The following is a 26,118-nucleotide window of genomic DNA, read 5'->3' as shown; positions in this document are numbered from 1 at the left end:
CACGCACGGTTCTGAGGGGACGGGGACGCAGCAATGCGCCCCCGTTACCCGGCCGAGTCCGGCGCTGATGGTTTGGACAGAGTGGAGGCGTTTCAGTCCGCGCATCGGCCGGAGCCGTGCTTTCAACCGGCCGTGGTCGGTTTCGATCCGGTGAAGCGCCGGGCGGCGGGCTGGTCGCGTCGTTCGCTGGCCAGGACGTCGATGACCTGGCCATGCTGGTCGACCGCACGGTACAGGTACGTCCACCGGCCGGAGACCTTGACATACGTCTCATCGACGAACCACCTGTCGCCAGACCGGTGACGACACGGCCGGGCCGCCTCGGCCAGCAGGGGTGTGAAGCGCTGCACCCACCGGTAGATCGTGACGTGATCAACCTCGAGGCCGCGTTCAGCGAGCAGCTCCTCGACATCCCGGTAGGACAGCGCGAACCGCAGGTACCACCGCACCGCCAGGACGATCACCTCGGGCGGGAACCGGAACCCCGCGAACTCCGACGCCGGAACCGGTGGATAGACACGACGTCGACGCATCACTCGATCATGACCGATCGACGGCGGCGGGACAGCGGACTCCGCCGATGCAACAGAGCCCGCGGGACCCCGATGTACGATCACGACCGAGAGAGCATAAGTTACCCGCCGGTATGGAAACTCGGGCTAGAAGCCGGAGACGGGACGGGCGGTGTAGGGCTTCTCCAGGGCCGCGACCTCGTCGTCGGTGAGGTCGTCGGTGAGGGTGAGGTCGACGGCGGCGAGGGCGTCCTCGAGGTGGCTCATCCGAGTCGCGCCAATGATGGGTGCGGTCACGGTCGGGTTGCGCAGCACCCAGGCGAGCGCGACCTGGGCGGGCGGGGCACCGCGCTCGGCGGCGACGCGAACGACCTCGGAGACGATCTGGCGGTCGGAGTCGAGGTAGAGGTTGCTGCCGAACTCGTCGGTCTCGCTGCGGGCGGTCGTCTCGTCCCAGGGGCGGGTGAGGCGGCCGCGGGCCAGCGGGCTCCACGGGATCACCCCGATGCCCTGGTCCGCGCACAGCGGGAGCATCTCCCGCTCCTCCTCGCGGTAGATCAGGTTGTAGTGGGGCTGCATGGACGCGAACCGGGTCCAGCCGTGCGCGTCGGCGACGTAGAGCGCCTTGGCGAACTGCCAGGCGTGCATCGACGAGGCACCGATGTAGCGGGCCTTGCCGGCACGGACGACGTCGTGCAGCGCCTCGAGGGTCTCCTCGATCGGCGTGTGCGGATCCCACCGGTGGATCTGGTAGAGGTCGACGTAGTCGGTACCGAGCCGGCGCAGGCTCGCGTCGATCGCCGACAGGATCGCCTTGCGGGACAGGCCGCCACCGTTCGGGCCGGGGCGCATCGGCCCGTGCACCTTGGTCGCGAGGACGATCTCGTCGCGGTCGGCGAACTCCACCAGCGCCCGGCCGGTGATCTCCTCGCTGCTGCCGTGCGAGTAGACGTTCGCCGTGTCGAAGAAGTTCACGCCCGCCTCGATCGCCCGGCGGAAGAACGGCCGTGCCTCGTCCTCGCCGAGCGACCACTCGTGCTTGCCTCGGGCCGGGGCGCCGTAGCTCATGCAGCCCAGGCAGATCTTCGAGACATCCAGTCCCGTCGAGCCGAGTTTCACGTAACGCACTGTGGCACCTCCATGGTCGTAGGACGTTCGCCCGTGCCGCGCCGAGTCCGTGCGGCGTGGGGTCCGGCTCGCCGCCGGCCTGGCGCACGGATCGTCTCCGTCCGATTCGATCGGACCTGACCACTCCCTCGCAAGGCCACCGGACGGATCCAGGACACAATCGCGCGGAAACGGAGGCCCTCCCCCGGCCGCCACCTCTCCGGCCGCCATGCGCTCGGCCGCCTCCCAGCGACGGCGAACTCCCGGCCGACGTCCGCGGGCGTGCGATGGGACACGTCCGGCCTGGGGGGATGGCAGACATGGAAAATTTTGTTAACATAGTACAAGTAAATTTCTGGCGGAACCCACCGCGCGCCCGGCCAGGACACGCCGGCGGCCAGCACCAGACCACCGGCCTCGGGCTTGGGGACCCGCTCGGTCGCGCGACCGCAGACAGGCGCGTGGCCCACACGGCGCCCCGGGCGGCCCTGTGCGGCGGCATGCCCTGTTCGGTGGCGTCCGCCTGCGCCAGAACCTGGGAGGGAGCACGCCGGAATGCCCACCACCGCGGGATGTCCGACTGACGCGGCGCGCCGATCGGACGGGGAGAACAGCTCGAACTACCGCTGGGTCGCCCTGTCCAACACGACCATCGGCGTGCTGCTGGCCACCGTGAACAGCTCCATCGTCATCATCTCACTGCCGGCGATCTTCCGCGGCATCCATCTCGATCCCCTCACCCCGGGCAACGTCAGCTATCTGCTGTGGATCCTGATGGGGTACATGCTGGTCTCCGCCGTGCTGGTGGTGACGCTGGGCCGGCTCGGCGACATGTTCGGCCGGGTCCGCATCTACAACGCGGGCTTCGCGGTGTTCACCGTCTCCGCCATCGGCCTCACGGCCACGCCGCTGCAGGGGCAGGCGGGGGCGCTGTGGCTGATCGGCTTCCGGGTCGTGGAGGGCATCGGCGGCGCGATGCTGATGGCGAACTCGACGGCGATCCTCACCGACGCCTTCCCCGCCCGCCAGCGCGGCATGGCGCTGGGCATCAACCAGGTGGCCGCGCTCGCCGGTTCGTTCATCGGGCTCGTCGCCGGCGGGCTGCTCTCCGAGTGGGACTGGCGGGCCGTGTTCTGGGTGAGCATCCCGATCGGCGTGATCGGGACGGTGTGGTCGTACCGCAGCCTGCGGGACACCGGGCGGCGGGTGAAGGCGCGCATCGACTGGTGGGGCAACGTCACGTTCGCGCTGGGCCTGACCGTGCTGCTGGCCGGCGTCACGTACGGCATCCAGCCCTACGGCGGGCACGACATGGGCTGGACGAACCCGAAGGTCCTCGCCGCGCTCATCGGCGGTGCGGCCGTGCTCGTCGCCTTCCTGCAGATCGAGCGCCGGGTCGCGCAGCCGATGTTCGACCTGGCGCTGTTCCGGATCCGGGCGTTCACCGCCGGGAACGCCGCGGTGCTGCTGTCGTCCATCGCCCGCGGCGGCATGCAGTTCATGCTGATCATCTGGCTGCAGGGCATCTGGCTGCCCCTGCACGGCTACGACTTCGTCGACACGCCGCTGTGGGCCGGCATCTACCTGCTGCCGCTCACCGTCGGGTTTCTCGTGGCGGGCCCGGTGTCCGGCTTCCTGTCCGACCGGTTCGGTGCCCGCGCGTTCGCCACCGGCGGCCTGACGCTGGTCGCCGTGACCTTCCTCGGGCTGCTCCTGCTGCCGACGAACTTCAGCTACCCGGTCTTCGCGGCCCTGCTCCTGCTCAACGGCGCCGGCATGGGCCTGTTCTCGGCGCCGAACACGACGGCCATGATGAACGCCGTTCCCGCCCACAGCCGCGGCGGGGCGTCCGGGATGCGCGCGACGTTCATGAACTCCGGCCAGGTCCTCTCGATCGGCCTGTTCTTCTCGATGATGGTCGCGGGCCTGGCCTCCACGCTGCCGTCCTCGCTGCGCAGCGGGCTCGCCGCCCACCACGTGCCGGCCGACGTCGTCGAGCGGGTGGCGAACCTGCCGCCGGTCGGCAGCCTGTTCGCCGCGTTCCTCGGCTACAACCCGATGCACAACCTCCTCGGCGACGACACGCTGCGCAGCCTGCCCCCGGCGGACGCCCAGGAGCTCACCGGCAAGGAGTACTTCCCGCACCTCATCGCCTCGCCGTTCCACCACGGCCTGGTCATCGTGTTCACCCTGGCGATCGTCATGTCGCTGGTCGCGGCCCTTGCCTCCCTGCTGCGCGGCACCCGGTACATCCACACCGCCGCCCCGCTGACCACCGGCGCACCCCTGACCGCCACCGTCACCGGCACGGGCTCCGCGGCGGACACCGGCACCGGCACCGGCACCGGCACCGCGGCGGTACCGATCCCCGCCATCCCCGCGCCAGCGGAGCCAGACGCGGCCGCGCTCAGCGCCGGACGGAGCTCCGCCCGACCCTGAGCAACAGGCTCCCCCAATCTCAGGCGCGGCCATGCCGACTGGCGTGGCCGCGCCTGATGCATGACGCCACGCGAAGCTGCCGCCATCCCCTACGCGCGCTTCCCCTAGCCCGAGTTTCCATCGATCTTGGTCTCTTCCAAGCCTTTTCGCAGGTGAGAGAAAAATCGATCTTGATTGGGGTGTAGTACCTAACTCACCGCCGCGTGGAGGGAGTGCCTGGCCATGACCAAGATGCCGACCGCGCCGCGGTGGTTCTTCCCGGCGCCGCCGCACCTTCCCCACGTCAAGGACATCCGCATCGACGACCCGGGTTCGCTGTTCGTGAGCGTCGAGGTCGGGGCCCTGCTGCGCTCCGACGATGGAGGGCACACCTTCCGAGAGCTACCGATCGACCCCGACGACCACTCGGCGAGGAGCTGCGGCGGACCGAGCAGCGGACGGTCCCGGTCCATCCGATAGATCGGCGGGCCAGCCCCGGTGGCGTTGGGACTGGCCGTCTGGGCGGGCTTCACACCGCCTCGGCCCTATTCGCCTGACGTCGACCGGTATCCGACCGGGGCACGGCAGGTACGGACGCCCGCCCGCCGCGACGGCCTTCGACTACTCGCTGCAGCCTGCGGCTCGTAGCCATGACGTAGGAATGATGTGCCCTGGGATGCCCGATTCAGGCACGAGCCGAGCCGGTTTCGTCCGGGACTCAACCTCGCGGGACTCCGTGGGCGTTCAGGACGCCGAACGGGAACGGCGCCCCTCGTGCGCCGTCGACGGATCGGAGGCGAGAGTGCCTGAGCGGGAAGGTAGCCAGGGTTGCGGCACTCGGCTGCTCGGTCGGCTCGGTGAAGAGCCACGCGTCGCGCGGCCTCGCCCGGCTGCGGGAGAGCATCCATCTGTCTCTGCGACCGAGCAGCGCCACGGCCGACACCGACGGCAGCCGCTCGGCTTGCGACGGAGCCGCGACCCCCTCCCACAGCCGGGCGACCGCCGTCGGCGACGATCGCCCGGCGCCCGAGACCAGGAGCATCCGGTGACGATGCCCCCCACCTCACCCTTTGAACAGGCCGTCGCCCACGAACTGCGCGCGATCACTGCTGGAATCACCGCCGGAAGCGGGCTGGCCGACGCCACCCGCGAGCGTGTCCGGCGACGGCGGCGCGCCCGGTTCACCACCGGTGCGGCCACCCTCATGATCCTGGCCCTTCTGGTCCCAGCGGGCCTGCTCCTGCGCCCCGGCGGCGGCGACGGCGTCGCGACCGCCGGGGCGAGATCGGCGCCGGCCTCTGCCCGTCCCGCCGGCGTGCCCATCGCCGTGCCGCTGACCTCGGCTCCGGACGTATCCGGACCGGTGATCGGTGGCGTCACCATCCCGTGGCTGCCCAGCGGGCTGACGCCCAGGGGCACCTCGGTAGGCACCGGAACCGACATACGGGATAGTCGGGCCGGCATCCGTTCGTACCGGGCCGACTTCTCGACGATTGACGGGCCGGTCGGATTCGTGTCCGTGCGCGCCGAGTGGGGGTCGACCGGGACTTTCGACGACATGGCGGAGCGTGTCCGCGCCAGTGGCTCCAGCGTCGACTCCTACTTCCGTACGACCGTGCGCGGTCAATCCGGCCCTCCAGCGAGGCAATGCCGCCAAGAGGGAGTTCGGCTTCACCTGGATCGAGCGTGACGGCCTGGTGCTCGCCGTGGACGGTGGTACGCCGATCACGTTCGATGAGGTCCGCCAGGTCGCCGACGCGCTGGTCGTCGCCAGCGCGCCGCCGCCAGCGACCCCGGATCTCGACGCGGCGATCCAGGCCGCGGCGAGCCGGGCGCTGCGGGCCGGTGTTCCCGCGGCTGAGGCCGTCAGCGCCGTCGACGCCACCGACACGTCCGCCCTCGTCGCGGCCAGGACGTCGTTCGCCACCGCCCACCCGGGCTTCGCGAGAACGGCGACGGTCGGGCTTCTCGCCACCGCGCCCCGAGCCGCCGACCGCGTCGACATCCAGGTGTCCCTGACCTTCAATGATCCCCGGCTGGGGATATCTCCGGCCGGGCCATCCGGGACCACGAGGATCTTCGGCGGTGAGGCGGTCCGTACCCCGTCGGGCTGGAAGATCACACAGGCCACGTACTGTGGGGCTGTCATGATGATCTGTGGATTCTAGGCCGCGTACGGGTCTTCGCGATCACACTCTGTTCGGTTAGCCGCGCGCCTGGCTGATCTGGTGGGCGCGTGAGTGCGGTCTGGCTGCGGTGGGTCGCGGTGGTCAGAGCGGGCCGAGTGGGATGTGCGCGGGAGGATGGCGGTGGCTATGGGGAGGGGGTGTCCGACGCGTCGGACACCCCCTCCTGTGCTTGTGCGCGGCCCGCGGCTCGGTGGGCTCTGCCAGGCGCTGTTCATGGCCGCGCTGTCAGGCTATTGGCAGGCGGGCAGGTGGAGCGCCTCGACATATCCCCAGCGGCCGGACTTCGGTGCGTACCCAAGGATCCACGTCTGAGCGGTGTGGTGCCCGCAGTGGGCCGTGGTGATGTAGAAGGGGTCGCCGGGCCGCACGTTTCCGATCACGAAGGAGCGGGGAGCGCTGCGCAGAGTTCCGACCGAGGTGGGGTGGATGAGTGCTCCTTTCTTCTTGCCCGCGTGGTCGGCACTGACTGGTACCGCCTTGGTCTGGCTTTTCCCGCCGATCGCCTTGAGGTCGGGGAGGGGGTGCTGCTGTGCGTCGTAGGCGCGTGGATCGCGCAGGCAGTCCCGGCTGATGAATCCCCAGGACGGATCGCCGTGTGCGGCGTAGTCGAGAATTAGTGCGTAGCCCTTGTAGGTATAGCGCACGCCGACGTGATATGTCGTTCCGTTTGGCGAGCGTCGCGCCTTGGTCCAGGACCTTGCTGGAACTCCGTTCTTCGGGAAGTTCTCGTAGACCGGGCAGCTGTCCTTCTTCAGGGTGGTCGAGTGCGTGTAGTCGACGGATCCGTTTCCGGCGATTGCCGGTACCGCATCAGATGCGACTCCCAGCGCAATCGCGATGGCGGTCATGAATAGCAGCGTCAACCATCGACGAATCATCGTTCTCCTGGTTCTTGTTCCAGCGAGTGAGTGGCTGGCCGTGCAGGCAGGCGGAGGATAGCGGCTACGGGCGGGCGGCCTGTCGGACAACCCTCTTCGGGTGCGCTGAGGCCCCCCGCCGGAGCCCCTCGAAGGCTCGGTACCTCGACCTGGGACCATCGTTGGCACGGCACCTCGCGTTCGCAAGGGCGCTCAGTCAAGACGAAACGATCGCGCTTATCCCAGGCCTCTGACCTGCGGAAAGAGACAAAAGAAGGGACGGCTGAAACGTTGAGTGGACGTCGGGGGGCGACTCGGGAACTTCCGCCGGACCTGCCTGTGTCGGTCCAGTCGTTCGTGACGGAGGTCCGCCGGATCGTCGGCTCGACCGGGATGACCCAGCGGCAGCTCGCCGGCCGGCTGCATGTCAGTCCAGCGCAGGCGAATCGGTATCTCGGCGGAAGGGCGAAGATCTCGTCGCAGCAGCTCGACAAAATATTCGATCTCGGGCAGGTAGTGCCGGAGGAACGAGCTCGGATACGGCGGCTGTGGCAACAGGCATGCGCGGCCGGCATCGAGGTGTTCTCGGCAGGGAGCCCTTCGGCCGAGGACGGCCGTCCGGTCGACGCCGGAGACCCGCTCGGCGAGAGCGACGCGACTGTGACTGCGCCCGCGCCTGCGCCTGCGACACTGATGGATACTGGCGTTGAAGTGCTGGCGCCGGACCTTCCGGGTGGGAAGGCAGCGGGCGCCGACGTGGGACGGCCTGGGGCGACGAGGGGCGCTGAGGAGCCACCGAGTAATCGCGGTGGGCCAATGCGGTGGCCGCGCTGGCTTCTGGGTTCTGCGGTCTGTGTCCTCGGGGTCGGAGGCCTGGTTCTTGCCGGCTACCTCACCGGAAATGCCCCGAAGGCCGAAGCCAGGCCGACCGTCGCTACAGGCGGGACGGTACCGGGAACGCCGAGTCCGACCGCGACCTGGGGAGCAGGATCGGCGGCTGTCCCGGCGCGACCGGCCTGCTCCGTCTGGCAGTATCGAGTGACCCGGCACGCGGACATGGTAAACGAGAAGAAGATGCCATTCGCGACTGCGGCGGAGGGCCAGGATTTCTACCGGTCCTTCGATGCGTCTGTCCCGGAGGTGCGGTATCGCTACTACGGGACTCTCGGCGTCGGAGGACCGGCAGGCTACGTACTCCAGGAGAAACTCGAGTTTGTCCGGGAAATCTGCGGCGCCCAGTAGCCGGATTGGAGCGAGCGTTCGCCGCGCCCGACCAGCATGGACATAGCCGTGCATGGCGCGACGAAGCCGCCAGCCCCCGAGCTGGCGGCTCCGTCGCGGTGCGGCCCGTGGGTCAGTGGATCAGCGCGCGGGGCGATTCAGTGTCGTCCCCGCCCCGCCCGCCGTCACGTGTGCCGTGCTGGAGGTCGCCGGGATGCGGTGGGCCACCGAACAGGCCCGGGTGGAGGCCGTGCTCGGTCGGCGGCCGGGTGTCGTCGAGGTCGCGGCGAACCCGACGGCGCAGACCGTGCTCGTGCGGTTCGACCCGAGGCTGACGTCGGCGTCGGAGCTCGCCAGCTGGGTCCGTGACTGCGGGTACCACTGCGCGGGACAGTCGGTGCCGCGCCACGTCTGCGACCCGCTGGCCGAGCCCAGGCCACGGGAGCAGCATCCGGCGGCGCCGGACCGCCATGAGGACAACCTCAGGCACGCCGGCGGCCAGGCCGGGGTCGAGATGGCCACGGCGCACGGTGGGCACGCGCAGCGGGGGGAGCGGGTCGCGTCGCCGCATGAGGCGATGGGCCACGGCGGCCACGGCGGGCACGGTGGGATGTCGATGGCGGCGATGGTCGCCGACATGCGCAACCGGTTCCTGGTCGCGGCGGTGTTCTCGGTGCCGATCCTGCTGTGGTCGACGATCGGGCGCGACGTGCTCGGGTTTCACGTGGCGGCGCCGTTCGGGCTACGTGACGACGTGTTCCAGCTGGTGCTGAGCCTGCCGGTGGTGTTCTGGGCGTCGTGGATCTTCTTCGATGGCGCGGTGCGGGCGGTGCGCGCCCGCACGCTGGACATGATGGTCGCGGTCGCGGTCGCGGTCGCGGTCGCGATCGGCACCGGCTGGGCCTACTCGGCCGTCGTCACGTTGACCGGCGGCGGGGACGTCTTCTACGAGGCGGCCAGCGTTCTGGCGGCGTTCGTGCTGCTGGGACACTGGTTCGAGATGCGCGCTCGTGGCGGCGCGAACGACGCGATCCGTTCCCTGCTTGAGCTGGCGCCCGAGAAGGCGCTGGTCGTGCGGGACGGGGCGACCGTCGAGATCTCGACCTCCGAGGTCGTCGTCGGCGACCTGTTGCTCGTCCGTCCGGGTGGGAAGATCGCCGTGGATGGCGTGGTCGAGTCCGGCGAGTCGGACGTCGACGAGTCGATGGTCACCGGCGAGAGCCTTCCCGTCCACAAGCAGCCCGACACGCAGGTGATCGGGGCGACCCTCAACGCGACCGGCACACTGCGGGTACGCGCCATCAAGGTCGGCGCCGACACCGCCCTGGCGCAGATCGTCGCGCTCGTGCAGGAGGCGCAGAACAGCAAGGCGCCGGGCCAGCGCCTGGCCGACCTGGCCGCCTTCTGGCTGGTGCTCGTGGCGCTGGCCGGTGGGCTCGCCACGCTGCTGGTCTGGCTGTTGGCCACCGACCGGCCCGGGCGGGAGGCGATCCTGTTCGCGATCACGGTCGTCGTCATCACCTGCCCGGACGCCCTCGGCCTGGCCACCCCGACCGCGATCATGGTGGGCACCGGCCTCGGCGCCCGGCGGGGGATCCTGTTCAAGAACGCGGGCGCGCTGGAGACCTCCGCCCGGATCACCACGGTCGTCATGGACAAGACCGGCACCCTGACCAGAGGCGAACCCGCCGTGACCGCCGTTCTGGTCGCGGACGGTGTCGACGAGGGCGAGACGTTGCGGCTGGTCGCGTCGGTGGAGCGGGAGTCCGAGCATCCGCTCGCCGCCGCGGTGGTCAGATATGCGGATGACCGCGGCCGCCCTACGGCCACCGCGGATGGGTTCGTCAACGTTCCAGGGCAGGGCGCGGTCGCGACCGTCGACGGGCACCGGGTCGCCGTCGGCACCCCACGGCTGATGGCGGCCGAAGGAGTCGAGCTGGGCGACCTCGCCGAGCGGGCCGCCGCGCTGGCGGCCGGCGGGCAGACAGCCGTGCTCGTCGCGGTCGACACGCGGCCGGCAGCCGTGATCGGCCTCGCCGACACCCCGCGCCCCACCTCGGCGGCGGCGGTGGCCTCCCTGCTCGAGGCCGGCGTCGAGGTCGTGATGCTCAGCGGCGACAACCAGGCCACCGCCTCGCGGATCGCGCAGGAGCTTGGCATCAGGACCGTCATCGCCGAGGTGCTGCCCGGAGACAAGGCCGCCAGGGTCGCGGAGCTGCAACGCGCCGGCCGGCGGGTCGCGATGGTCGGCGACGGTGTCAACGACGCCCCCGCCCTCGCCCAGGCCGACCTCGGCATCGCGATCGGCGCCGGCACCGACGTCGCGATCGAGACCGCCGACGTCGTCCTCATGCGTTCTGACCCGATCGACGTCCCCGCCGCCCTGCTGATCGGCCGCGGCACCCTGCGCAAGATGCGCCAGAACCTCGGCTGGGCCGTCGGCTACAACGCCATCGCCCTGCCCATCGCCGCCGGCGTCTTCGAACCCGCCACCGGCCTGGTCCTGCGACCCGAGATCGCGGCCCTGTCGATGTCCGGATCCAGCTTCCTCGTCGCCGTCAACGCCCTCCTTCTCAAGGGGCTACGGCTACCCCGCTCGTTGACCACCATGGCGGACCCGCAACCGGCCACCGAAGCGGGGCCCACCGCACCCCCCGTGCCATGACTGAACACCGGCGCCACCGCGCCACCTACGACGCCCTCGTCACAGCCGGCTTTTCACCGTCCGAGGCGCAGCGCAGAAACGAGGAAGAAGATGCCGCCGAGCAGGGCGTAGCCGGCCAGGTTGCGCAGCGAAGGGTGAGAGGTAGCGGCCTGCAGGAGGAAGGAGATCCCGGCGAGCGTGGAGATGGCGCCGCTGGCGATCATCGCCCACTGGCCTCCGAGGTCGCGTCTCACCGTCCTTCACTGACGCCGGGCACCGCACCTCACAACGACTGAGGTCCGGAATCCCGCTCCGAGTGATGACCTAGGGTGATTTTCGTTGCTCTGGGTTCGAAACCGCGAACGCCGCGTCAGGGAATCGGCGACAGCGTCTCGTCTGCATGAGCCTTCCATCTCGGCGCCCCGACTTCTCGGAGCCCTGCCGCGCCCGGTCGACCGGGCGCACGACTCCCCAACGGGTACCCCCCTGGGGTATACCTGGAGAGGTGGGCGAGGTCCTCGAGCCCGATCTGGCCCCATGCCTCGTGGAGTGCACGAGGCGACGGCCCAGGTACCCGAAGGAGCAGGTGCGGGATGAACACCGCTGTAAGACTGACCGCTTTCGGCGCGGCGCTCGCCCTGGTCGTCGCCGGGGCTTACGGCGTCGGTATGGCCGTCGGCCCCGTGACCACGGTCGACGCAGGCGTCGGCACGGCCGAGGCGAGGGACGCTGGGCACGATGACGGCCACGGCGGCACCGCCCAGGCCGCGGCATCGGACCAGCCGGGCGGGCTGGCGTCGAGTGCCGGCGGCTACACCTTCACGCCCACCGACTCGCGCCTGACGCCTGGGCTCCGCGAGGACTTCGCCTTCCGGATTCTCGGGCCGAACGGAGCTCCTGCCACGGCGTTCGACGTCGAACACGACAAGCGGATGCACCTGATCGTGGTGCGCCGCGACGGCACCGGGTTCCAGCATGTGCATCCGGACATGACGCCCGAGGGGACGTGGGTGGTCCCGCTCACCGTGCCCGCCGCCGGCTCCTATCGGGCGTTCGCGGACTTCACCCCCACAGGCGGAGCGGCTACCACGCTGGGGGTCGACCTGACCGCCCCCGGCCTGTTCGAGCCGGTCATCCACGCGCCGACGCGCGTCGCAACGGTGGACGGCTACGAGGTGACGCTCACCGGCGACCTGACCGGCGGGCAGGCCACTTCGCTCACCGTGACGGTCCGGCGGGACGGGCGGCCGGTGACGGATCTGGAGCCCTACCTCGGCGCCTATGGTCACCTGGTCGCGCTGCGCGAGGGAGACCTGGCCTACCTGCACGTGCACCCCGAGGGCGGGCCGGGTGACGAGCACTCGTCACCCGGCCCGGACGTCCAGTTCGTCGCCGAGGTGCCCAGCGCGGGCAGCTATTGGCTGTTCCTGGACTTCCAGCATGGCGGGATCGTCCGCACCGCCGAGTTCACCGTGCCCACCGGACCGGCCGTGCGGGACGCCACCGCCGCACCGCCGCCGACAGGGCACGACAACACCGACCACGGTCACGGATCGCGAGAGGAGGGCTGGCGGCCATGAGTATCACGACGATGAACGCGTCCGACGCCGCGGTGACCGAGATCGAACTCGCGATCGGCGGGATGACCTGCGCGTCCTGCGCGAACCGGATCGAGCGCAAGCTCAACAAGATCGATGGCGTCACCGCCACGGTCAACTACGCCACCGAGAAGGCCCGGGTGAGCGCCCCGGGCGGCGTCGACCCAGCCGTGCTGGTGGCCCAGGTCGAGGCGGCCGGCTACACCGCCGAACTGCCCCGACCCCAGGCGGCCGAACCGGCGGCCGGCGAACCCGACACCGAGTCGGACTCGACCCGCCCGCTGCGTCAGCGCCTGGTGGCGAGCGCGGTGCTGGCGGTTCCGGTGATCGCGATGGCGATGGTCCCGGCGCTGCAGTTCACGAACTGGCAGTGGTTCTCTCTTGCGCTCGCAAGTCCCGTCGTGACCTGGGCCGCCTGGCCGTTCCACCGGGCTGCCTGGACCAATCTTCGGCATGGGGCGGCAACGATGGACACCTTGATCTCGATCGGTGTCAGCGCCGCCTTCGTGTGGTCGCTGTACGCGTTGCAGTTCGGCACCGCCGGGGAGCCGGGGATGGTGCACCCGTTCGAGCTGACCATCGCTCGCGGCGACGGGACGGGCAACATCTACCTGGAGGTCGCCGCCGGGGTCACCACGTTCATCCTCGCCGGCCGCTACTTCGAGGCGCGCGCGAAGCGGCGGGCCGGCGCGGCGCTGCGGGCACTGCTCGAACTCGGTGCCAAGGACGTCACGGTCCTGCGCGACGGTACCGAGACGCGGATCCCGATCGGCCAGCTAGCCGTCGGTGACCGGTTCGTCGTCCGGCCGGGCGAGCGGATAGCCACCGACGGCGCGGTCGAAGAAGGCGCGTCCGCCGTCGACGCCTCCATGCTGACCGGCGAGTCCGTTCCGGTCGAGGTGGAACCAGGCGACGCGGTGACCGGCTCGACGGTGAACGCCGGTGGGCGGTTGATCGTGCGCGCCACCCGGGTCGGCGCCGACACACAGCTGGCTCAGATGGCGAAGCTCGTCGAGGACGCCCAGAACGGCAAGGCCGCCGCGCAGCGGCTCGCCGACCGGATCTCCGGCGTGTTCGTGCCGGTCGTCATCGCCCTGGCCGCCGCCACCCTGGCGTTCTGGCTCGGGGCGGGGGCCGGCGCGGCAGCGGCGTTCACCGCCGCGGTCGCCGTCCTGATCATCGCCTGCCCATGCGCACTCGGGCTGGCCACGCCTACCGCGCTGCTGGTCGGCACGGGGCGGGGCGCACAGCTCGGCATTCTGATCAAGGGCCCCGAGGTACTGGAGTCCACCCGCCGGGTCGACACGATCGTGCTCGACAAGACCGGCACGGTCACGACCGGCCAGATGAGCCTCGTCGAGGTCCACGTCGCCGCCGGCGTCGACGAAACCGAGGTGCTGCGCCTGGCCGGCGCACTGGAGAACGCCTCCGAGCACCCGATCGCCGCCGCGATCGCGCGCGGGGCCCGCGACCGGGTCGGCGACCTGCCCGACGTCGAACAGTTCAGCAACGTCGAAGGACTCGGAGTCCACGGGGTCGTCGACGGGCATGCCGTACTCGTCGGGCGCTCAACGCTCCTGGCGGACTGGAGCCAGCCCCTGCCGCCAGAGCTCGTCACCGCCAAGGCCACCGCCGAGGCGGGTGGCCGCACCGCCGTCGCCGTCGCCTGGGACGGCCAAGCCCGCGCCGTGCTCGTCGTCGCGGACGTCGTGAAGCCGACCTCGGCACGAGCCGTCGCCCAGCTACGCCGGCTGGGGCTGACTCCGGTGTTGCTTACCGGCGACAACACGACGGTGGCCCGCGCCGTCGCCGCGGAAGTCGGCATCGAAGCCAGCCCGGACACCGTCATCGCGCAGGTGCTGCCCGCCGACAAGGTCGACGTGGTCAAGCGGCTGCAAACCGAGGGCAGAGTCGTCGCGATGGTAGGCGACGGCGTCAACGACGCCCCCGCGCTCGCGCAGGCCGACCTCGGACTGGCCATGGGCACCGGCACCGACGTCGCGATCGAAGCCAGCGACCTCACCCTGGTACGCGGCGACCTACGCACCGCGGTCGACGCCATCCGGCTGTCCCGCCGAACCCTGGCGACGATCAGGGGAAATCTGTTCTGGGCGTTCGCCTACAACCTCGCGGCGCTGCCCCTGGCCGCGGCGGGCCTGCTGAACCCGATGATCGCGGGCGCGTCCATGGCATTCAGCTCGGTGTTCGTCGTCGCCAACAGCCTGCGGCTGCGGCGGTTCGCCGCACAGGTCGACGACCCGCCAGCCACGACAGCGGCTCCCGTACCCCGGTCCCGCGAAGAAGCTGAAACGGCATCGGCTGAGGTTGTTCGATGACGGCGCTGCCTCGCGGCCGGTGGTTCATGGAAGGGGTCCCAGGCCGGCCTCCGATCGGGTCAGATGAGAAACGCGCGCATGACCACCGACCAAGATTTCTACCTGGTGCTCGGGGTCGACCCCTCGGCCTCGGCCAGCCAGATCACGCGCGCCTACCGCACGCTGATACGCCGCCATCACCCGGACACCCGGATGCCTGTGCGGAAGACCGGCCAGCCGATCTCGGTGCGCCAGGCGGACTCGTCGGCGGTGTCGGGTGGGCCGACGAGGTAGGTTTCGCGGACTGGGCCGGCGACGGCGAGAGCGTGCTCCGCGACGTAGGTGCCGAGGGCGCCGTAGGTGACGTCGATGTCGTCGTGCGGCCCGTGATGCACGGTGACGGCGAGTTCGGCGGCCGGTACGACGAAGGGCCGTACTCGCCCGATGGCCGGCGCGGTTGCGGTGACTGGCACGTAGACGGTGGCGCTTCCCCGCTCGTGGGTGAACAGGGCGTTGTCGTAAAGCCCACCGGGCGGGCCCGACTGGCTGAGGCAGGCGTCGGCCAACGCCGCGTCGAGTTCGGTCATCGCGCCGTCGTACCAGCGCAGGATCTCCTCCTGGTCCACCATCGCCTGGACCGCGGCCGTCGACTGGGCCGCCGATGTTCGTAGCTCCACCTGGAGCGGCGGCGACGCGGGTCCGAGAAGCCGCCGCAGCGATGTCACCGCGGCGCGGGTCGTGTCGAGCTGGCGTTCGAGCCGCCGCAGGTGCTCGCTGATCAGAGCGCTTCGGGCCTCGGGTTCAGGGGTCGCGAGGATCGCTTTGATCTCTCTGACGGGCATGTCGAGTTCGCGGAAGCGGTGGATGACCTGCGCGTTGGGCACCTGAGCCGTCGAGTAGTAGCGGTACCCGGTCGACTCGTCGACCCGGTCGGGCTCCAGGAGCCCGACCTCGTGGTAACGGCGCAGCATCTTCACACTCAGGTGGGTGATCTGGGAGAACTCGCCGATCGTCAGGCCAGCGCGCATGAACACACTCTGAACTCTCCCCAGGGGGGAGGGGCAAGTCGTGAGACAGGACCGGGCCCGTTTGACCCTCCCCAGGGGGGAGGGCCGATGGTGGCGCTGCGCCTGGACGGGCGCCTCGGTCGAGGCGCCGCTGGCGGTGTACGAGGAGGTACCTGTGGCCCCGCCCATTCCTGTGGCGCCGTCCGGCAGCCTGGCACTGCCGGCCGCGGTCGAGCGTTACGTCGCGGCGAGTAACACGCATGACCGCGCCGCACTCCTCGCGACGTTCGCGCCGGACTGTTCGGTGACCGACGCCGGCCGCGAGTTCCGGGGTGCCGAGGAGATCGGCGGCTGGCTGGACCGCGAGATCATCAGCGCGTCGGTGACGATGAAGGTCATCGCGGCGTCCGAGCACCACGGGGAGATCGTCCTGCGCGCGGTGATCGACGGCGTGTTCGACCGGACGGGGCTGCCGGACCCGCTGATCCTCACGTTCCGCTTCACGGTCCGCGAAGACCGGATCGTCCGGATGATCATCAGCCTCGACGAGACGGACCCGCGATGACCGTCATCGACGACTCGCTCGCCGGCAGGCGCGCGCTCGTGACCGGAGGGACCCGGGGCGCCGGCGACGCGATCGTCGCGCGGCTCGCCGATGCCGGCGCCACCGTGCTCACGACGGCACGCGCCGTCCCCCGCGGGCATCAGGACCCGAGCCGGATCGTCATCGCCGACCTCGCCATGCCGGAGGGGGTACACGCAGTTGTCAACGAGGTGCGCAAACGGCTAGGAGCGGTGGACATCCTGGTCAACTGCGTTGGCGGCTCGCACGCGAAGCCGGGCGGCTTCGCCGCGCTCAGCGACGACGACTGGCAGGCGGAGCTGGATCTCAACCTGCTCGCCGCCGTCCGGCTCGACCGGGCGCTACTGCCCGCGATGCTCGACGCAGGTCGGGGCGCCGTCGTCCACGTCTCGTCGATCCAGCGTCGGATGCCGCTGTACGACGCGACGCTCGGCTATGCAGCAGCGAAGGCCGCGCTCACCACCTACAGCAAGGGCCTCGCGAACGAGGTCGGCCCACGTGGGATACGGGTCAACTCGGTCGCGCCGGGTTTCATCCGGACCTCCAGCGCCGAGGCGCTCGTCGACCGGCTCGCGCAGGCCGCAGGCATCGACCATGATGCCGCGCTCGGCCAGCTCATGGACTCCTTGGGCGGCATCCCGATCGGCCGCCCGGCCCAGCCCGCCGAGGTCGCCGAGCTGGTCGCCTTCCTCGTCTCCGACCGGGCGGCGTCCATCAACGGCGCGGAGTATGTCATCGACGGGGGAACCACCCCGACGGTCTGAGCGGGACAGTTCCGCCGGCCGTCCTGCCGTCTCGTGACAGGCATCGGCAGGCCGTCGCGGAGGGGACGCTGGCCGGCTGGTCGTGAGGTGACACACCGATACATTTCGCTCGGCGAATACCCCGGTGAGTCAGCATCACGCCTACCGACACGTCGCCTGGGTTCCCGACGATCTTTGACACTCGCCTGGCAATTGCCGGGTAAGCGGATCCGGCGGGCAGCCTGGCTAAGCCGCGGACGAACGCCCCGGTGGTCAGCTCGGGGAGGACGGCCGATGGCGGCTGATCCTCGCCGGTCAACCGTCCCGGTGCAGTACTCGCTGCGCGCCACGTTGAGAGACCGACACGGGCAGTAACTGGCAGCGTCTATCGCGGTGTCGGGTGTGGATGCGTCGTCTCCACGCGGTTGCGTCCGCCGCTTTTGGCCCGGTACAGCGCGGAGTCGGCGACTTCGACCAGGGTTTTCACGATCAGAAACGGGTCGGGCTGGGCAGAGCCGACCACGATGTTCGCCGGGTTGATGTCCCGATGTATCACTCCCCGGCGGTGTATCCCCGCCACGGCCCGCGCGAGCAGTTCGGCCAGCTCGAACAGTTCGGTCGGATCGCGCGGAATGGTCTGCCGGGCCAGCGCAGTGCCGCCGACATCGGCCAGGAGGAGCGCTGCAGGGCTGGTGGGCACCCCGGCCGCCAGCTGCACGACCCCCTCGACCCCCGGACAGCCGCTCGAGGATCTCTCTCTCTCTCATGCCGCAACCGGTGCTGAGCCCCCGGCCCCAGAAACTCCTTCTGGATCACGCTCTGACCGGGGGACACCAGCCGAGTCACCCGGGTCCGCTCCGACTCGTGGAGCAGCTCGATCCGCGAGGCCACCGGCGGATCGCGACCTGGAGACAGGCGTTCAGGACACATCGGCCAACCCCACCACCCGTGATGTACGACCTACATGTCCAGTCTGCCCAGTCGTGGCGACGCCAACTGTGGGGTGCCGGAAGTCTGCTCGGGCCTGTGACCTGGGCCGACGGCGGCTTCTCCGCCACCTGGCACGCACCGTCGACGAACCATCCGGTGGTGCTCTGCTGCGTTTCACGTCATTTAATGACCTGGAACATCAGATACACGCCTCCGGTTGCGCCAACCCAACCAGGTGGTAATAGTCGCGGGTCGTCAACCTCGACATCACCCATGGTCCGTCCACAAACTTCTCCGGACTGGCCCAACCATCCGCGCGGATCGGCGGCCGTGGCACCCGCCCGAGAGGTAGCTCCACCACACCCGATCACCCTTCTCGCCATTTCCGCAGGTCAGCCCCCATGGCCGCCGCCCGCTCGGCCCCCTGATGCCGACAATGTCCCTATTTATTGACAGATAGACGGATGTCCGTGACACTCTCCCTGACGCAGTCCCGACACTGAGCGCTACGTGGCCCTCCGGGATTGTTTCTGCCCCGTGCGTGCAGCGTGAGAATCCGTCTCCCGGGCGCGCCGGGGGCACTGCGCCGCGAGGCGGGTAAGGCCTCATCCCCGGAGACCTGTCCCGGTCGGTCGGCGCCACATCAGCGCAGATGATCGGAGAAACACTGAGCATGCGCAGCTTCACCAGGCGGTTTGCCGCGGCGGCCATACTGGCCCTCACCTGGACCTCATCCGGACTGCTCGCCGGATCGGCGTCGGCGGAGACCGCAACCAGCTGCCCACCGGCGAGCACGCTGGCGTCGACCGGGTACTCCACCACGGTCAGCGGCGACCTCTACCTGCTGGACATCAACCGGCTGAAGGTCACCGGAACGGTGCCCGGCTTCGTCGGCGCGGCCAACGGCTACGTGTCCCGCGACGGCAGGTCTGTCTACATCGACAACTGGGGCGCCGGCGCCGTCCAGGTACTGAACGCCTGTACCAGGCAGGTCACGACGACCATCAACACCAATGGTCGGGTTCTGGGTGTGATGAGCCCGGATGGTCGTTACCTCTACGAGGTCGGTTACCAGGGCCTGTTCGAGACGGGCCAGGACACCACCCTCTACGTCATCGACACGACGACGAACGCGATCGTGCGCACCTGGCCGGTCAAGGACGCGTTCGCCGTCACCGTCAGCCCGGACGGCCGCAAGCTGTACGTCGGCGGCGTGAACGAGGTCTACGTCTTCGACACCGCCGGCCACCAGCTCGGCACGCTGTCCACCGGCTACCTCCCCGAGTGGCTGGCGATCACTCCGGACGGGACGACCCTGGTCTCCTCCAACTACGACGGGACGGCGACCCTCACCCGGCTCGCCACCGGCACCCGTGTCGCGACCATCAACTACGGCGAGAAGAGCGCGCCCGAGTACGTCACCATCACCCCGGACGGCACACAGGCCTGGGTCACCCTCGGCATCGGTGGCGTCGGCGTGATCAACCTGGCCACCAACACCTCGAAGGTCCTGCCGACCAGCGGCATGGCCCTCACGGTGAGCTTCTCCCGTGACAGTCAGAAGGCCTTCGTCACCGAGGCTGGCCCGAACACGGTGAACACCGACGGCATCGCGGCCAGCGAGCGGATGGTGTCCGGCACCTGGCACCCCGGCCCCGGCAACGTCCGCGTCTTCTCCGTCCCGACCCAGAGGGTGCTCGCCACGATCACCACCGGCGAGTTCCCCGGCGTCGTCGCCATCAAGCCCTGACCGCCACACCCTGACCGCCACACCCTGACAACCGCAACCCGGCGGTGGTGGGACGCCCGCGCGGCGCCCCACCACCGCCGGTGACCGGAGCTGGAGACAGGACCGTTGTAGGGCAGGTAGCCATACAACCGTGCAGGGCAGACACCGTCGACACAGATCAGCCCTGGAATGCGCGGATCGACCGGAGCCGACCCGACGACTCCGCGTGACGCGAACGATTCGTGACGCAACCGACGTTCGTGACCCCCCACCCTCGGGCCAGCACTTCCGCTCCGTCCGAGGACGCCATCGCTTGCGCCCGTGACAAACGGCCCTCCGACGGCGCGACGGCCGGGAGCAGGCCGGTCCCGAGGTCGGCACGGACAGCCGCCAGTACGTCGCGCTCGCCCCGGCCCCCTCGACACCTCCCCCGACTTCCGTGCGACCCGATACGCATATCCCAGCTAGCCACCCTGAAGGTGGCGTGTCGGTCGAAAAGCAATTTATTGCCCCATATAGGACATCCTCAACACACTTCCGACTGACGCAGCGCGGACACGAGAGCTACCCGACGGCTCTTCGGGCGACCGGCGACCCCCAGAGCCGGCCCGAGACCAGGGCTCCGCCAAGGTCGCCCGTCGCGCGCAGACGATCGGAGGATCACCGAAGATGCTCAAGATCAACAAGGGACTGCTTGCCGCGGCCTCGTTAGCCCTGGCCTGCGTGGCCACGGGACCGTTCACCGGGACCGCGTCGGCGGCCCCGTGCCCGCCCCCCGCGACCGGGTACTCGACCAGTTTCGACGGCCACCTCTACTCCGTCGACCTCAACCAGCTGAAGATCAGCGGAACGATCTCCGGGTTCGACGGCTCGTCGAACAGCTACGTCTCCCACGACGGCAGGTCGGTGTACGTCGACAACTGGGGTGCCGGCACCGTCCAGGTGATGGATACCTGCACCCGGCAGATCACCGCGTCCATCAACGTCAACGGCCCGGTCCTCGGCGCGACCAGCCCCGACGGACGCTACCTCTACGAGGCCGGCTACCAGGGCCTGTTCGAGACGGGCCGGGATACGACCCTCTACGTCATCGACAGCACGACCAACACCATCGTGCGCTCCTGGCCGGTGAAGGACTCCTTCGCCGTCACCGTGAGCCCCGACGGCAAGAAGGTGTACGTTGCCGGCGTCGACGACGTCGTCGTCTACGACACCGCGGGAAACCGGCTGGACTCGCTCGCCACCGGGCACCTGCCCGAGTGGATCTCGATCACTCCGAACGGCAGACTGCTGGTCTCGGGCAACTACGACGGCACCGTCACCGTCACGAACCTCGCCACCAGGGCCCGCCTGGCCACCGTTGACTTCGGCGCCACAAGCGCGCCCGAGTACGTCGCCGTCACCCCGGACGGCACGCAGGCCTGGGTCACCCTCGGCATCGGCGGCGTCGGCGTCATCAACCTGACCACCTTCGCCGCCAAGGTCCTGCCGACCAGCGGCATGGCGCTCACGGTGACCTTCTCCACCGACGGCCAGCGCGCCTACGTCACCGAGGGCGGTCCGAACACCGTCAACGACGACGGTGTCGACGCCACCGCCCGGGCGGTTTCCGGCCAGTGGCACCCCGGCCCGGGCAACATCCGGGTCTTCCACGTTCCGACCCAGCGGGTGATCAGGACGATCCAGGCCGGCGAGTTCCCCGGCAACGTCGCCTTCCAGCCCTGACCATGCACGCGGCGACCTGACAACTCTCGCTGACAACTCTCGCTGACAACTCTCGCTGACAACTCTCGCTGACAACTCTCGCCAGGTGAGCTCACCAGGTGGGGGTGGAGCCCGGGTGGCTCCACCCCCACCTGCTTTCAGCCCCAGCCGGCCGACAGAGCGGCGCCGCCAACAGTGGAACACTTCGACCACACCCGTTCGCCCCGAACGTACGGGGAGAATCTGGCGGCGCTGGTGGGTCCGGACCGCTGCGGCGCGCTGCGGCGTCGCTGGCCAGGAGGAGGTCCCTGCCCGTGGAGCTGCGTCAGCTGCGGTACTTCGTCACCGTGGCGGAGGAACAGCACTTCGGACATGCCGCCGCACGGCTCAACATCGGCCAGCCCGCCGTCAGCCAGCAGGTTCGGCGTCTGGAGCGGGAGCTCGGGGTCGAGCTGTTCGACCGTTCTCCGCGGCATGTGCGTCTGACCGCTGCCGGTGAGGTCCTTCTTCCCGAGGCGCGCGCCGTCCTTGCCGCCGAGGACCGCGCGCTGGCCGTCGCCGCCCGGCTCGCCAACGAGTACACCGGAACGCTGCGGCTGGGCACGAGCAGGGGGCTGGGGGGTCGTCTGGAGATCGTGCTCGAACAGATCAGGCACCGCGCCCCTCACCTCGCGGTGGAACTGGTAGGGGAGCCGACGCAGCAGCGGCTGGACCGGGTCGCGGCCGGCACGCTCGATGCGACCTTCGTGCGTGGCACCACCACCGGCCCCGCGCACCGGGCCATCCCCGTGTGGCAGGAACCGCTGGTCGTCGCGCTGCCCGCCCGGCATGAGCTCGGCAGGCGAAGCGACGTCGCGCTCGCGGATCTCGCGCACCTCCCGCTGGGCCTGGTACCCCGCCGGCGCAACCCCGTCCTGGTCGACCTGGTCATCCGGGCCTGCCACGACGCCGGGTTCCAGCCGGTGCCGAGCCCGCTCACCGGCACCCTTGAGGACACGCTCGCCACCATCGGTTCCGGCGCGCCGCTGTGGACCGTGCTGTATGCGGCGCACGCGCGGCAGCTGCGTGCCAGCAGGGTCTCCTTCCGGCCGGTCCGTGGTCGTCCGCTGTCAATGACCACGGCGTTGTGGGTGCGCGCCGCCGCCCCGACGCAGGTGCTGCCCCTGCTGCTCGGCGCCTGTGCGGCGGCGGCCAGCCATCACGACTCCTGATGGCTGTCATGCTCAAGTGCGACTTGGCACGTGGTCGGCGCGGAGATGGACTGGACGCTGCCGGTAAGGCTCGCGGCCTTGTCCGGTGCCGTCCTGTTCACCACCTCCAGACTGGAGAGCGTTCATGCCGATCGTGACCGTGCAGCAGAGCCCGCGCACCGTCGAACTCAAGCGTCAGCTGGTGGAACGCATCACCGACGCGTTCGTCGACGCGTACCAGATCCCGGCCGAGACCGTCCAGGTCTGGATCCAGGAAGTGCCTGCGGACAGCTGGGGTGCCGCGGGCAAGCTCACCGCCGACCTCTGAGACCGGGGCAGCGCGCCCGGCGGCCCGGCCCGGTCCGTCGGGCGCGCGAGAGGCCCGTCCGGGCGACCCGCGCCTGCGTCCTTGGCAGGTAGGGGATGTCCCGATGTTACAGGTTCGCCATCACAGCCGTCGATCAGATGATCTGGGGCAGTATGTTCTGTTCGCTGCCCTTGCGCCATTCCACGAGAAGGATCGTGGCGTCGTCCTGGAGCTGCCTTCTCTGGTGGGCGAGCACCGCGAGTCGCAGTCGGCGCAGCGTCTCGGGCACGGGTAGGCCGCTGGCGTCCTGGCGCCGCAGGAAATCGGCCAGGCGCTCGGTGGTGAAGAACTCTCCGTCGGGGGTGCGCGCTTCGATGACGCCGTCGGTGTAGAGCAGGACGCGGTCAGCTGGCCTGCGTGCCCCGGAGACGGGCGAACGCCGTCCCGAGGCAGCTGAGCTCCCCGCCGCGTCCCAGTTCCTCAAACCTCCGGCCGCCGTGATATCGCGAAGCCTTCCGCAACGAACTACGATCAGGGAATGCAGCCTGGCCGCGAAGACCAGAAGGTGCCCGAAAAGAACACGGCGCGCCAAGAACGTCGGGATCCCGAGAAACTGGTCGAACAGATGCTGATATGGTTTGGGATAGTTCCTGATGACCATGAGAGTGAGTAGCTTCACTTTTCCGCCGCAGGCTTCTTGTGTATTTCGGGTGACACATTGTCGGACTAGTGCAGCATATGCCCTGATGTTCACGCATGAGCCCGGCCGGCCCGGTCTCGGATGAGCCGGGTCGGCGCGAGCGCGCGGCCACGGCGAGCGCCACGTCGAAGGACCGCCCGCATCCGGGCCGCGGTCCTCGTGGGTGTCATCGCCCACGGCCCGCCGGCGGGAGGCCAAGCACCCGTTCGTCCGGAAGGTGGCCCGGGCCGCCGAAAGGGCGACCGCCAAGGTCCGTTCCGCCCTGGGTGGCTCGCCCGACTGACGTCCGTCGGCTTGGAGGAACGCCCAAAAATGAAGGAAATGCGTCCGGTCAACTGGGCCCTTGTCTCGCTGGGCGCGGCGGTGTATCCACGCTCAGGGGAGCCTGTCGGAGTTCGCCTCAGAGCGGCTTTCCGGTGTTCAGGTCGAGGCCGGCGATCGGCTTCGCCGCGACGCGCCGCGAGCGCCGAGACACCGTCGATGTCACGGTCACCGAACGCCCCGCCCGTACGAGAGCCGATGCCGAGCACACCGAGCGGCGCCCCGACCTCGCGGCGTCTCGCCTGAGCCGGACCGGCCTCGTATCGGAGGCGGGACGGGGGCTCGCTCCCGCCTTACTGTGGCGCGGTGGACTCGGCCTCGCGGATCATCGCTGTCGCGTCGCGGGGGAGTATGAAACCTGCGGCCACACCCGCTGAGACGGCCTTCTCCACCTTCTCCAGATACAGCTCGCGGGTGGGGTAGAGAGCTTTCAGGGTGTCCGCGGAGAACGGTTCGGAGGAACCGCCCAGGTTCTCGAGCAGGTTGGCGGAGCCGATGGTTCCCGTCACCTTTGCGGTCGGTACCGCGACCGCGGGCAGACGGATGCCACCGCGGGCGATGCCATGAGCGTCACGAACGATCGTGGGGGGTTCGCCGGTGATCTCGATGCGGGGCTGCGCGGGAGGTGGGATGCGCTCGGCCAGCCAACGCTGCATGTGGAAGAAAGACGCATCGCGCAGTGGGCGAAGGTCCACGGTGTTGGGGGATGGCCCGTTGAGACCTGCCACCGCGGCCAGGTTCACACCCCAGTCCCGCTGGAACTTTCCGGCGACCACCCGAATGGTGTGGGTGGACGCGTGCGAGGTTCCGGCCGCCTCCCACAGGCGGAAGGTGTCGGTATCCGGCTGACGGGCCTCGGCGAAGGCGGGCGCTTCCGTCTCGGAGTTGACCACCAGCACCGGAACCCTCAGATCGTCCCGCAGTCTCGTGACCGACTGGAAGCGGTGCACCACATCCGGGAGAGCGGTCTCCCGTGCGGCCTGCTCGGTCGCGAGGGGTGCGCTCCAGCCGAAGTGGACGTCGAACAGGAATCCGTCGAAACGATTCGTGAGCGGTTGGATCGCGTTGAAGTAGCTCTGCAGCCGGGCCGCCGACTGGGACGCCCCGTGCGCGAGCAGTCGCCTGACGTCCAGCCCGCCCATCGGGTCGTTCGCCGCGAGGTCGCGGCCCGGTCCCACGAGTTGGGCCGCCGCGGTGAAGATGCCGTAGGAGGCGTCGTCGGAGGGAATCGACAGGGAGCCATAACGTTCGGGGTCCCAGCTCACCAGACCCTGGGGAGAGGCGGTGTCGAATCCGTATACGCTGACCACCTGGGTTGAGACGGCGGCCACCGCGAAGCCACCCTCGAAGATCTCCGGCGTGTCGAGCTGAAACCCGTCCGTGCCCGCGGAGACGTTGTTCCACGAGACGATGACAGTGCCGTTGAACTTCGCCGGGTCGACGGGGCGCCGAACGACCATCCGTGTCCTGAACGGGAGGCTCCCACTGGGCTCCGCCGTCCAGCGACCGTCAGTGCGTAACTCACTGTCGGTGAGGCGGTACGTGGTCGCGTCCCCTTCGAGGAAGTACTCCTCCTCCACGTACCCGTAGGTGCTCACATCGACCAACGTGGTGCCGAGGGGCCAGCCATGCGCCCCCCCGTGAACGGGCCCGATCAGACGTGCACTCGCAGCCATCAGAGGCGCCCTCTCGTAGATGTCAGAACTGCCACCATGACAGTGACCAGCATCACGGTGGCGGAGTGTCGTGTCAACCAGTCCGGGAGCCGCCGACCACAGCAGCCCGACGTGGCCACGGAAAGTATTAATCCGATGCCAGAGAGTCCGAACCGGTCGCGTGGGCGCGGGAACCACCCTTCGACGTCCTGAGGATGAGCGATCGCGGATCGGCTACCGTGAACGCATGGAACCAGGCCACGCAGGTGTCGCCGCGGGCCGGTCCTCCCCACCCGGCCGGCTCCGGGATCGTCAGCTTCTGGATACGCGGAGGGCCATCGAGACCGCCGCCATGGAACTGTTCACCAGCCGGGGATTCGACAGCACA

23 protein-coding genes and 1 pseudogene are annotated in these 26,118 nt (G+C 69.7%); 15 read left to right on the top strand and 9 right to left on the bottom strand.

The window, feature by feature from the left end; all coding sequences use genetic code 11:
- Together C1A33_RS31800 and C1A33_RS31795 are read right to left on the bottom strand one after the other, a co-directional pair.
- A pseudogene (locus tag C1A33_RS31800) lies at positions 1 to 533 on the bottom strand (IS6 family transposase); the annotation flags it as partial.
- A gap of 126 nt (positions 534 to 659) precedes the next feature.
- Positions 660 to 1,640: an aldo/keto reductase gene (locus tag C1A33_RS31795; RefSeq protein WP_101836094.1), complete on the bottom strand. Its 981-nt coding sequence runs from the start codon at positions 1,638 to 1,640 to the stop codon at positions 660 to 662.
- 534 nt (positions 1,641 to 2,174) lie between these two features.
- Between C1A33_RS31795 and C1A33_RS31790 the strand changes: the two genes are divergently transcribed.
- The 4 genes from C1A33_RS31790 (at position 2,175) to C1A33_RS31770 (ending at position 6,205) form a co-directional block, all read left to right on the top strand.
- Positions 2,175 to 4,058: an MFS transporter gene (locus C1A33_RS31790; protein ID WP_101836092.1), complete on the top strand. Its 1,884-nt coding sequence runs from the start codon at positions 2,175 to 2,177 to the stop codon at positions 4,056 to 4,058.
- A gap of 222 nt (positions 4,059 to 4,280) precedes the next feature.
- The gene (locus tag C1A33_RS31785; RefSeq protein WP_101836090.1) at positions 4,281 to 4,517 is read left to right on the top strand and encodes a beta propeller repeat protein; all 237 of its coding nucleotides are present in this window, start codon (positions 4,281 to 4,283) and stop codon (positions 4,515 to 4,517) included.
- A 565-nt stretch (positions 4,518 to 5,082) separates the two neighbouring features.
- Complete coding sequence (locus C1A33_RS31775; protein ID WP_101836089.1) at positions 5,083 to 5,727, top strand: hypothetical protein; 645 nt, start codon at positions 5,083 to 5,085, stop codon at positions 5,725 to 5,727.
- A 7-nt stretch (positions 5,728 to 5,734) separates the two neighbouring features.
- Positions 5,735 to 6,205 (top strand): hypothetical protein, encoded by a 471-nt coding sequence (locus tag C1A33_RS31770; protein ID WP_101836087.1) that lies wholly within the window; start codon positions 5,735 to 5,737, stop codon positions 6,203 to 6,205.
- 251 nt (positions 6,206 to 6,456) lie between these two features.
- Here the strand turns inward: C1A33_RS31770 and C1A33_RS31765 are convergent, their stop codons facing one another.
- Positions 6,457 to 7,074, bottom strand: a complete 618-nt coding sequence (locus C1A33_RS31765; protein WP_101836086.1) for a hypothetical protein — start codon at positions 7,072 to 7,074, stop codon at positions 6,457 to 6,459.
- Between the two features lie 60 nt (positions 7,075 to 7,134).
- Between C1A33_RS31765 and C1A33_RS38240 the strand changes: the two genes are divergently transcribed.
- Positions 7,135 to 8,325 carry a helix-turn-helix domain-containing protein gene (locus C1A33_RS38240; protein ID WP_423748174.1) on the top strand — a complete coding sequence of 397 codons (1,191 nt, stop codon included), beginning with the start codon at positions 7,135 to 7,137 and terminating at the stop codon, positions 8,323 to 8,325.
- Positions 8,326 to 8,440: 115 nt separating this feature from the next.
- Positions 8,441 to 10,969: a heavy metal translocating P-type ATPase gene (locus C1A33_RS31755; protein WP_341477283.1), complete on the top strand. Its 2,529-nt coding sequence runs from the start codon at positions 8,441 to 8,443 to the stop codon at positions 10,967 to 10,969.
- A gap of 53 nt (positions 10,970 to 11,022) precedes the next feature.
- Here C1A33_RS31755 and C1A33_RS31750 read toward each other — a convergent pair whose 3' ends face one another.
- Positions 11,023 to 11,202, bottom strand: a complete 180-nt coding sequence (locus C1A33_RS31750; RefSeq protein WP_207770592.1) for a hypothetical protein — start codon at positions 11,200 to 11,202, stop codon at positions 11,023 to 11,025.
- A gap of 339 nt (positions 11,203 to 11,541) precedes the next feature.
- Here C1A33_RS31750 and C1A33_RS31745 point away from each other — a divergent pair, with 339 nt between their 5' ends.
- The 3 genes from C1A33_RS31745 to C1A33_RS38235 all read left to right on the top strand — a co-directional run bounded on the left by C1A33_RS31745 (position 11,542) and on the right by C1A33_RS38235 (position 15,155).
- Positions 11,542 to 12,528, top strand: a complete 987-nt coding sequence (locus C1A33_RS31745) for a hypothetical protein (protein ID WP_101836082.1) — start codon at positions 11,542 to 11,544, stop codon at positions 12,526 to 12,528.
- An 11-nt stretch (positions 12,529 to 12,539) separates the two neighbouring features.
- Positions 12,540 to 14,882, top strand: a complete 2,343-nt coding sequence (locus tag C1A33_RS31740; protein WP_101836101.1) for a heavy metal translocating P-type ATPase — start codon at positions 12,540 to 12,542, stop codon at positions 14,880 to 14,882.
- A 63-nt stretch (positions 14,883 to 14,945) separates the two neighbouring features.
- Positions 14,946 to 15,155, top strand: a complete 210-nt coding sequence (locus tag C1A33_RS38235; protein WP_423748173.1) for a J domain-containing protein — start codon at positions 14,946 to 14,948, stop codon at positions 15,153 to 15,155.
- On the opposite strand, the gene C1A33_RS31730 is transcribed toward C1A33_RS38235, so the two are convergent.
- A complete protein-coding gene (locus tag C1A33_RS31730) occupies positions 15,059 to 15,889 on the bottom strand; it encodes a MerR family transcriptional regulator (RefSeq protein ID WP_101836099.1) in 831 nt (276 codons plus the stop codon). The two genes, C1A33_RS38235 and C1A33_RS31730, sit on opposite strands and share 97 nt — an antisense overlap.
- Before the next feature lie 154 nt (positions 15,890 to 16,043).
- On the opposite strand from C1A33_RS31730, the gene C1A33_RS31725 reads away from it, so the two are divergent.
- Together C1A33_RS31725 and C1A33_RS31720 are read left to right on the top strand one after the other, a co-directional pair.
- Positions 16,044 to 16,433: a nuclear transport factor 2 family protein gene (locus C1A33_RS31725; protein WP_165818674.1), complete on the top strand. Its 390-nt coding sequence runs from the start codon at positions 16,044 to 16,046 to the stop codon at positions 16,431 to 16,433.
- Positions 16,430 to 17,215, top strand: a complete 786-nt coding sequence (locus tag C1A33_RS31720; protein WP_101836077.1) for an SDR family oxidoreductase — start codon at positions 16,430 to 16,432, stop codon at positions 17,213 to 17,215. Before C1A33_RS31725 ends, C1A33_RS31720 begins: the two co-directional genes overlap by 4 nt.
- A 364-nt stretch (positions 17,216 to 17,579) precedes the next feature.
- On the opposite strand, the gene C1A33_RS37205 is transcribed toward C1A33_RS31720, so the two are convergent.
- Complete coding sequence (locus C1A33_RS37205; protein WP_101836075.1) at positions 17,580 to 17,912, bottom strand: hypothetical protein; 333 nt, start codon at positions 17,910 to 17,912, stop codon at positions 17,580 to 17,582.
- An 864-nt stretch (positions 17,913 to 18,776) separates the two neighbouring features.
- Between C1A33_RS37205 and C1A33_RS31710 the strand changes: the two genes are divergently transcribed.
- From C1A33_RS31710 to dmpI, 4 genes are all read left to right on the top strand, one after another.
- Complete coding sequence (locus tag C1A33_RS31710) at positions 18,777 to 19,874, top strand: beta-propeller fold lactonase family protein (RefSeq protein ID WP_133150900.1); 1,098 nt, start codon at positions 18,777 to 18,779, stop codon at positions 19,872 to 19,874.
- Positions 19,875 to 20,522: 648 nt separating this feature from the next.
- Positions 20,523 to 21,578 carry a YncE family protein gene (locus C1A33_RS31705; protein WP_101836072.1) on the top strand — a complete coding sequence of 352 codons (1,056 nt, stop codon included), beginning with the start codon at positions 20,523 to 20,525 and terminating at the stop codon, positions 21,576 to 21,578.
- 293 nt (positions 21,579 to 21,871) lie between these two features.
- The gene (locus tag C1A33_RS37195; protein ID WP_101836070.1) at positions 21,872 to 22,768 is read left to right on the top strand and encodes a LysR family transcriptional regulator; all 897 of its coding nucleotides are present in this window, start codon (positions 21,872 to 21,874) and stop codon (positions 22,766 to 22,768) included.
- A 124-nt stretch (positions 22,769 to 22,892) separates the two neighbouring features.
- Entirely contained in the window at positions 22,893 to 23,075 is a 183-nt protein-coding gene (gene dmpI, locus C1A33_RS31695; protein ID WP_101836068.1) for a 4-oxalocrotonate tautomerase DmpI, read from the top strand.
- A gap of 133 nt (positions 23,076 to 23,208) precedes the next feature.
- On the opposite strand, the gene C1A33_RS31690 is transcribed toward dmpI, so the two are convergent.
- The 3 genes from C1A33_RS31690 to C1A33_RS36045 form a co-directional block, all read right to left on the bottom strand.
- Entirely contained in the window at positions 23,209 to 23,733 is a 525-nt protein-coding gene (locus C1A33_RS31690; protein ID WP_207770590.1) for a SpoIIE family protein phosphatase, read from the bottom strand.
- Between the two features lie 635 nt (positions 23,734 to 24,368).
- The gene (locus C1A33_RS31685; RefSeq protein WP_341477282.1) at positions 24,369 to 25,751 is read right to left on the bottom strand and encodes an alpha/beta hydrolase domain-containing protein; all 1,383 of its coding nucleotides are present in this window, start codon (positions 25,749 to 25,751) and stop codon (positions 24,369 to 24,371) included.
- A 127-nt stretch (positions 25,752 to 25,878) separates the two neighbouring features.
- Positions 25,879 to 26,118: hypothetical protein (locus C1A33_RS36045; protein ID WP_207770589.1), on the bottom strand; the 240-nt coding region annotated here is incomplete at its 5' end.

Source organism: Frankia canadensis (assembly GCF_900197875.1).
Lineage (GTDB): Bacteria > Actinomycetota > Actinomycetes > Frankiales > Frankiaceae > Frankia > Frankia canadensis.
This window is presented reverse-complemented; position numbering and strand designations above follow the sequence as displayed.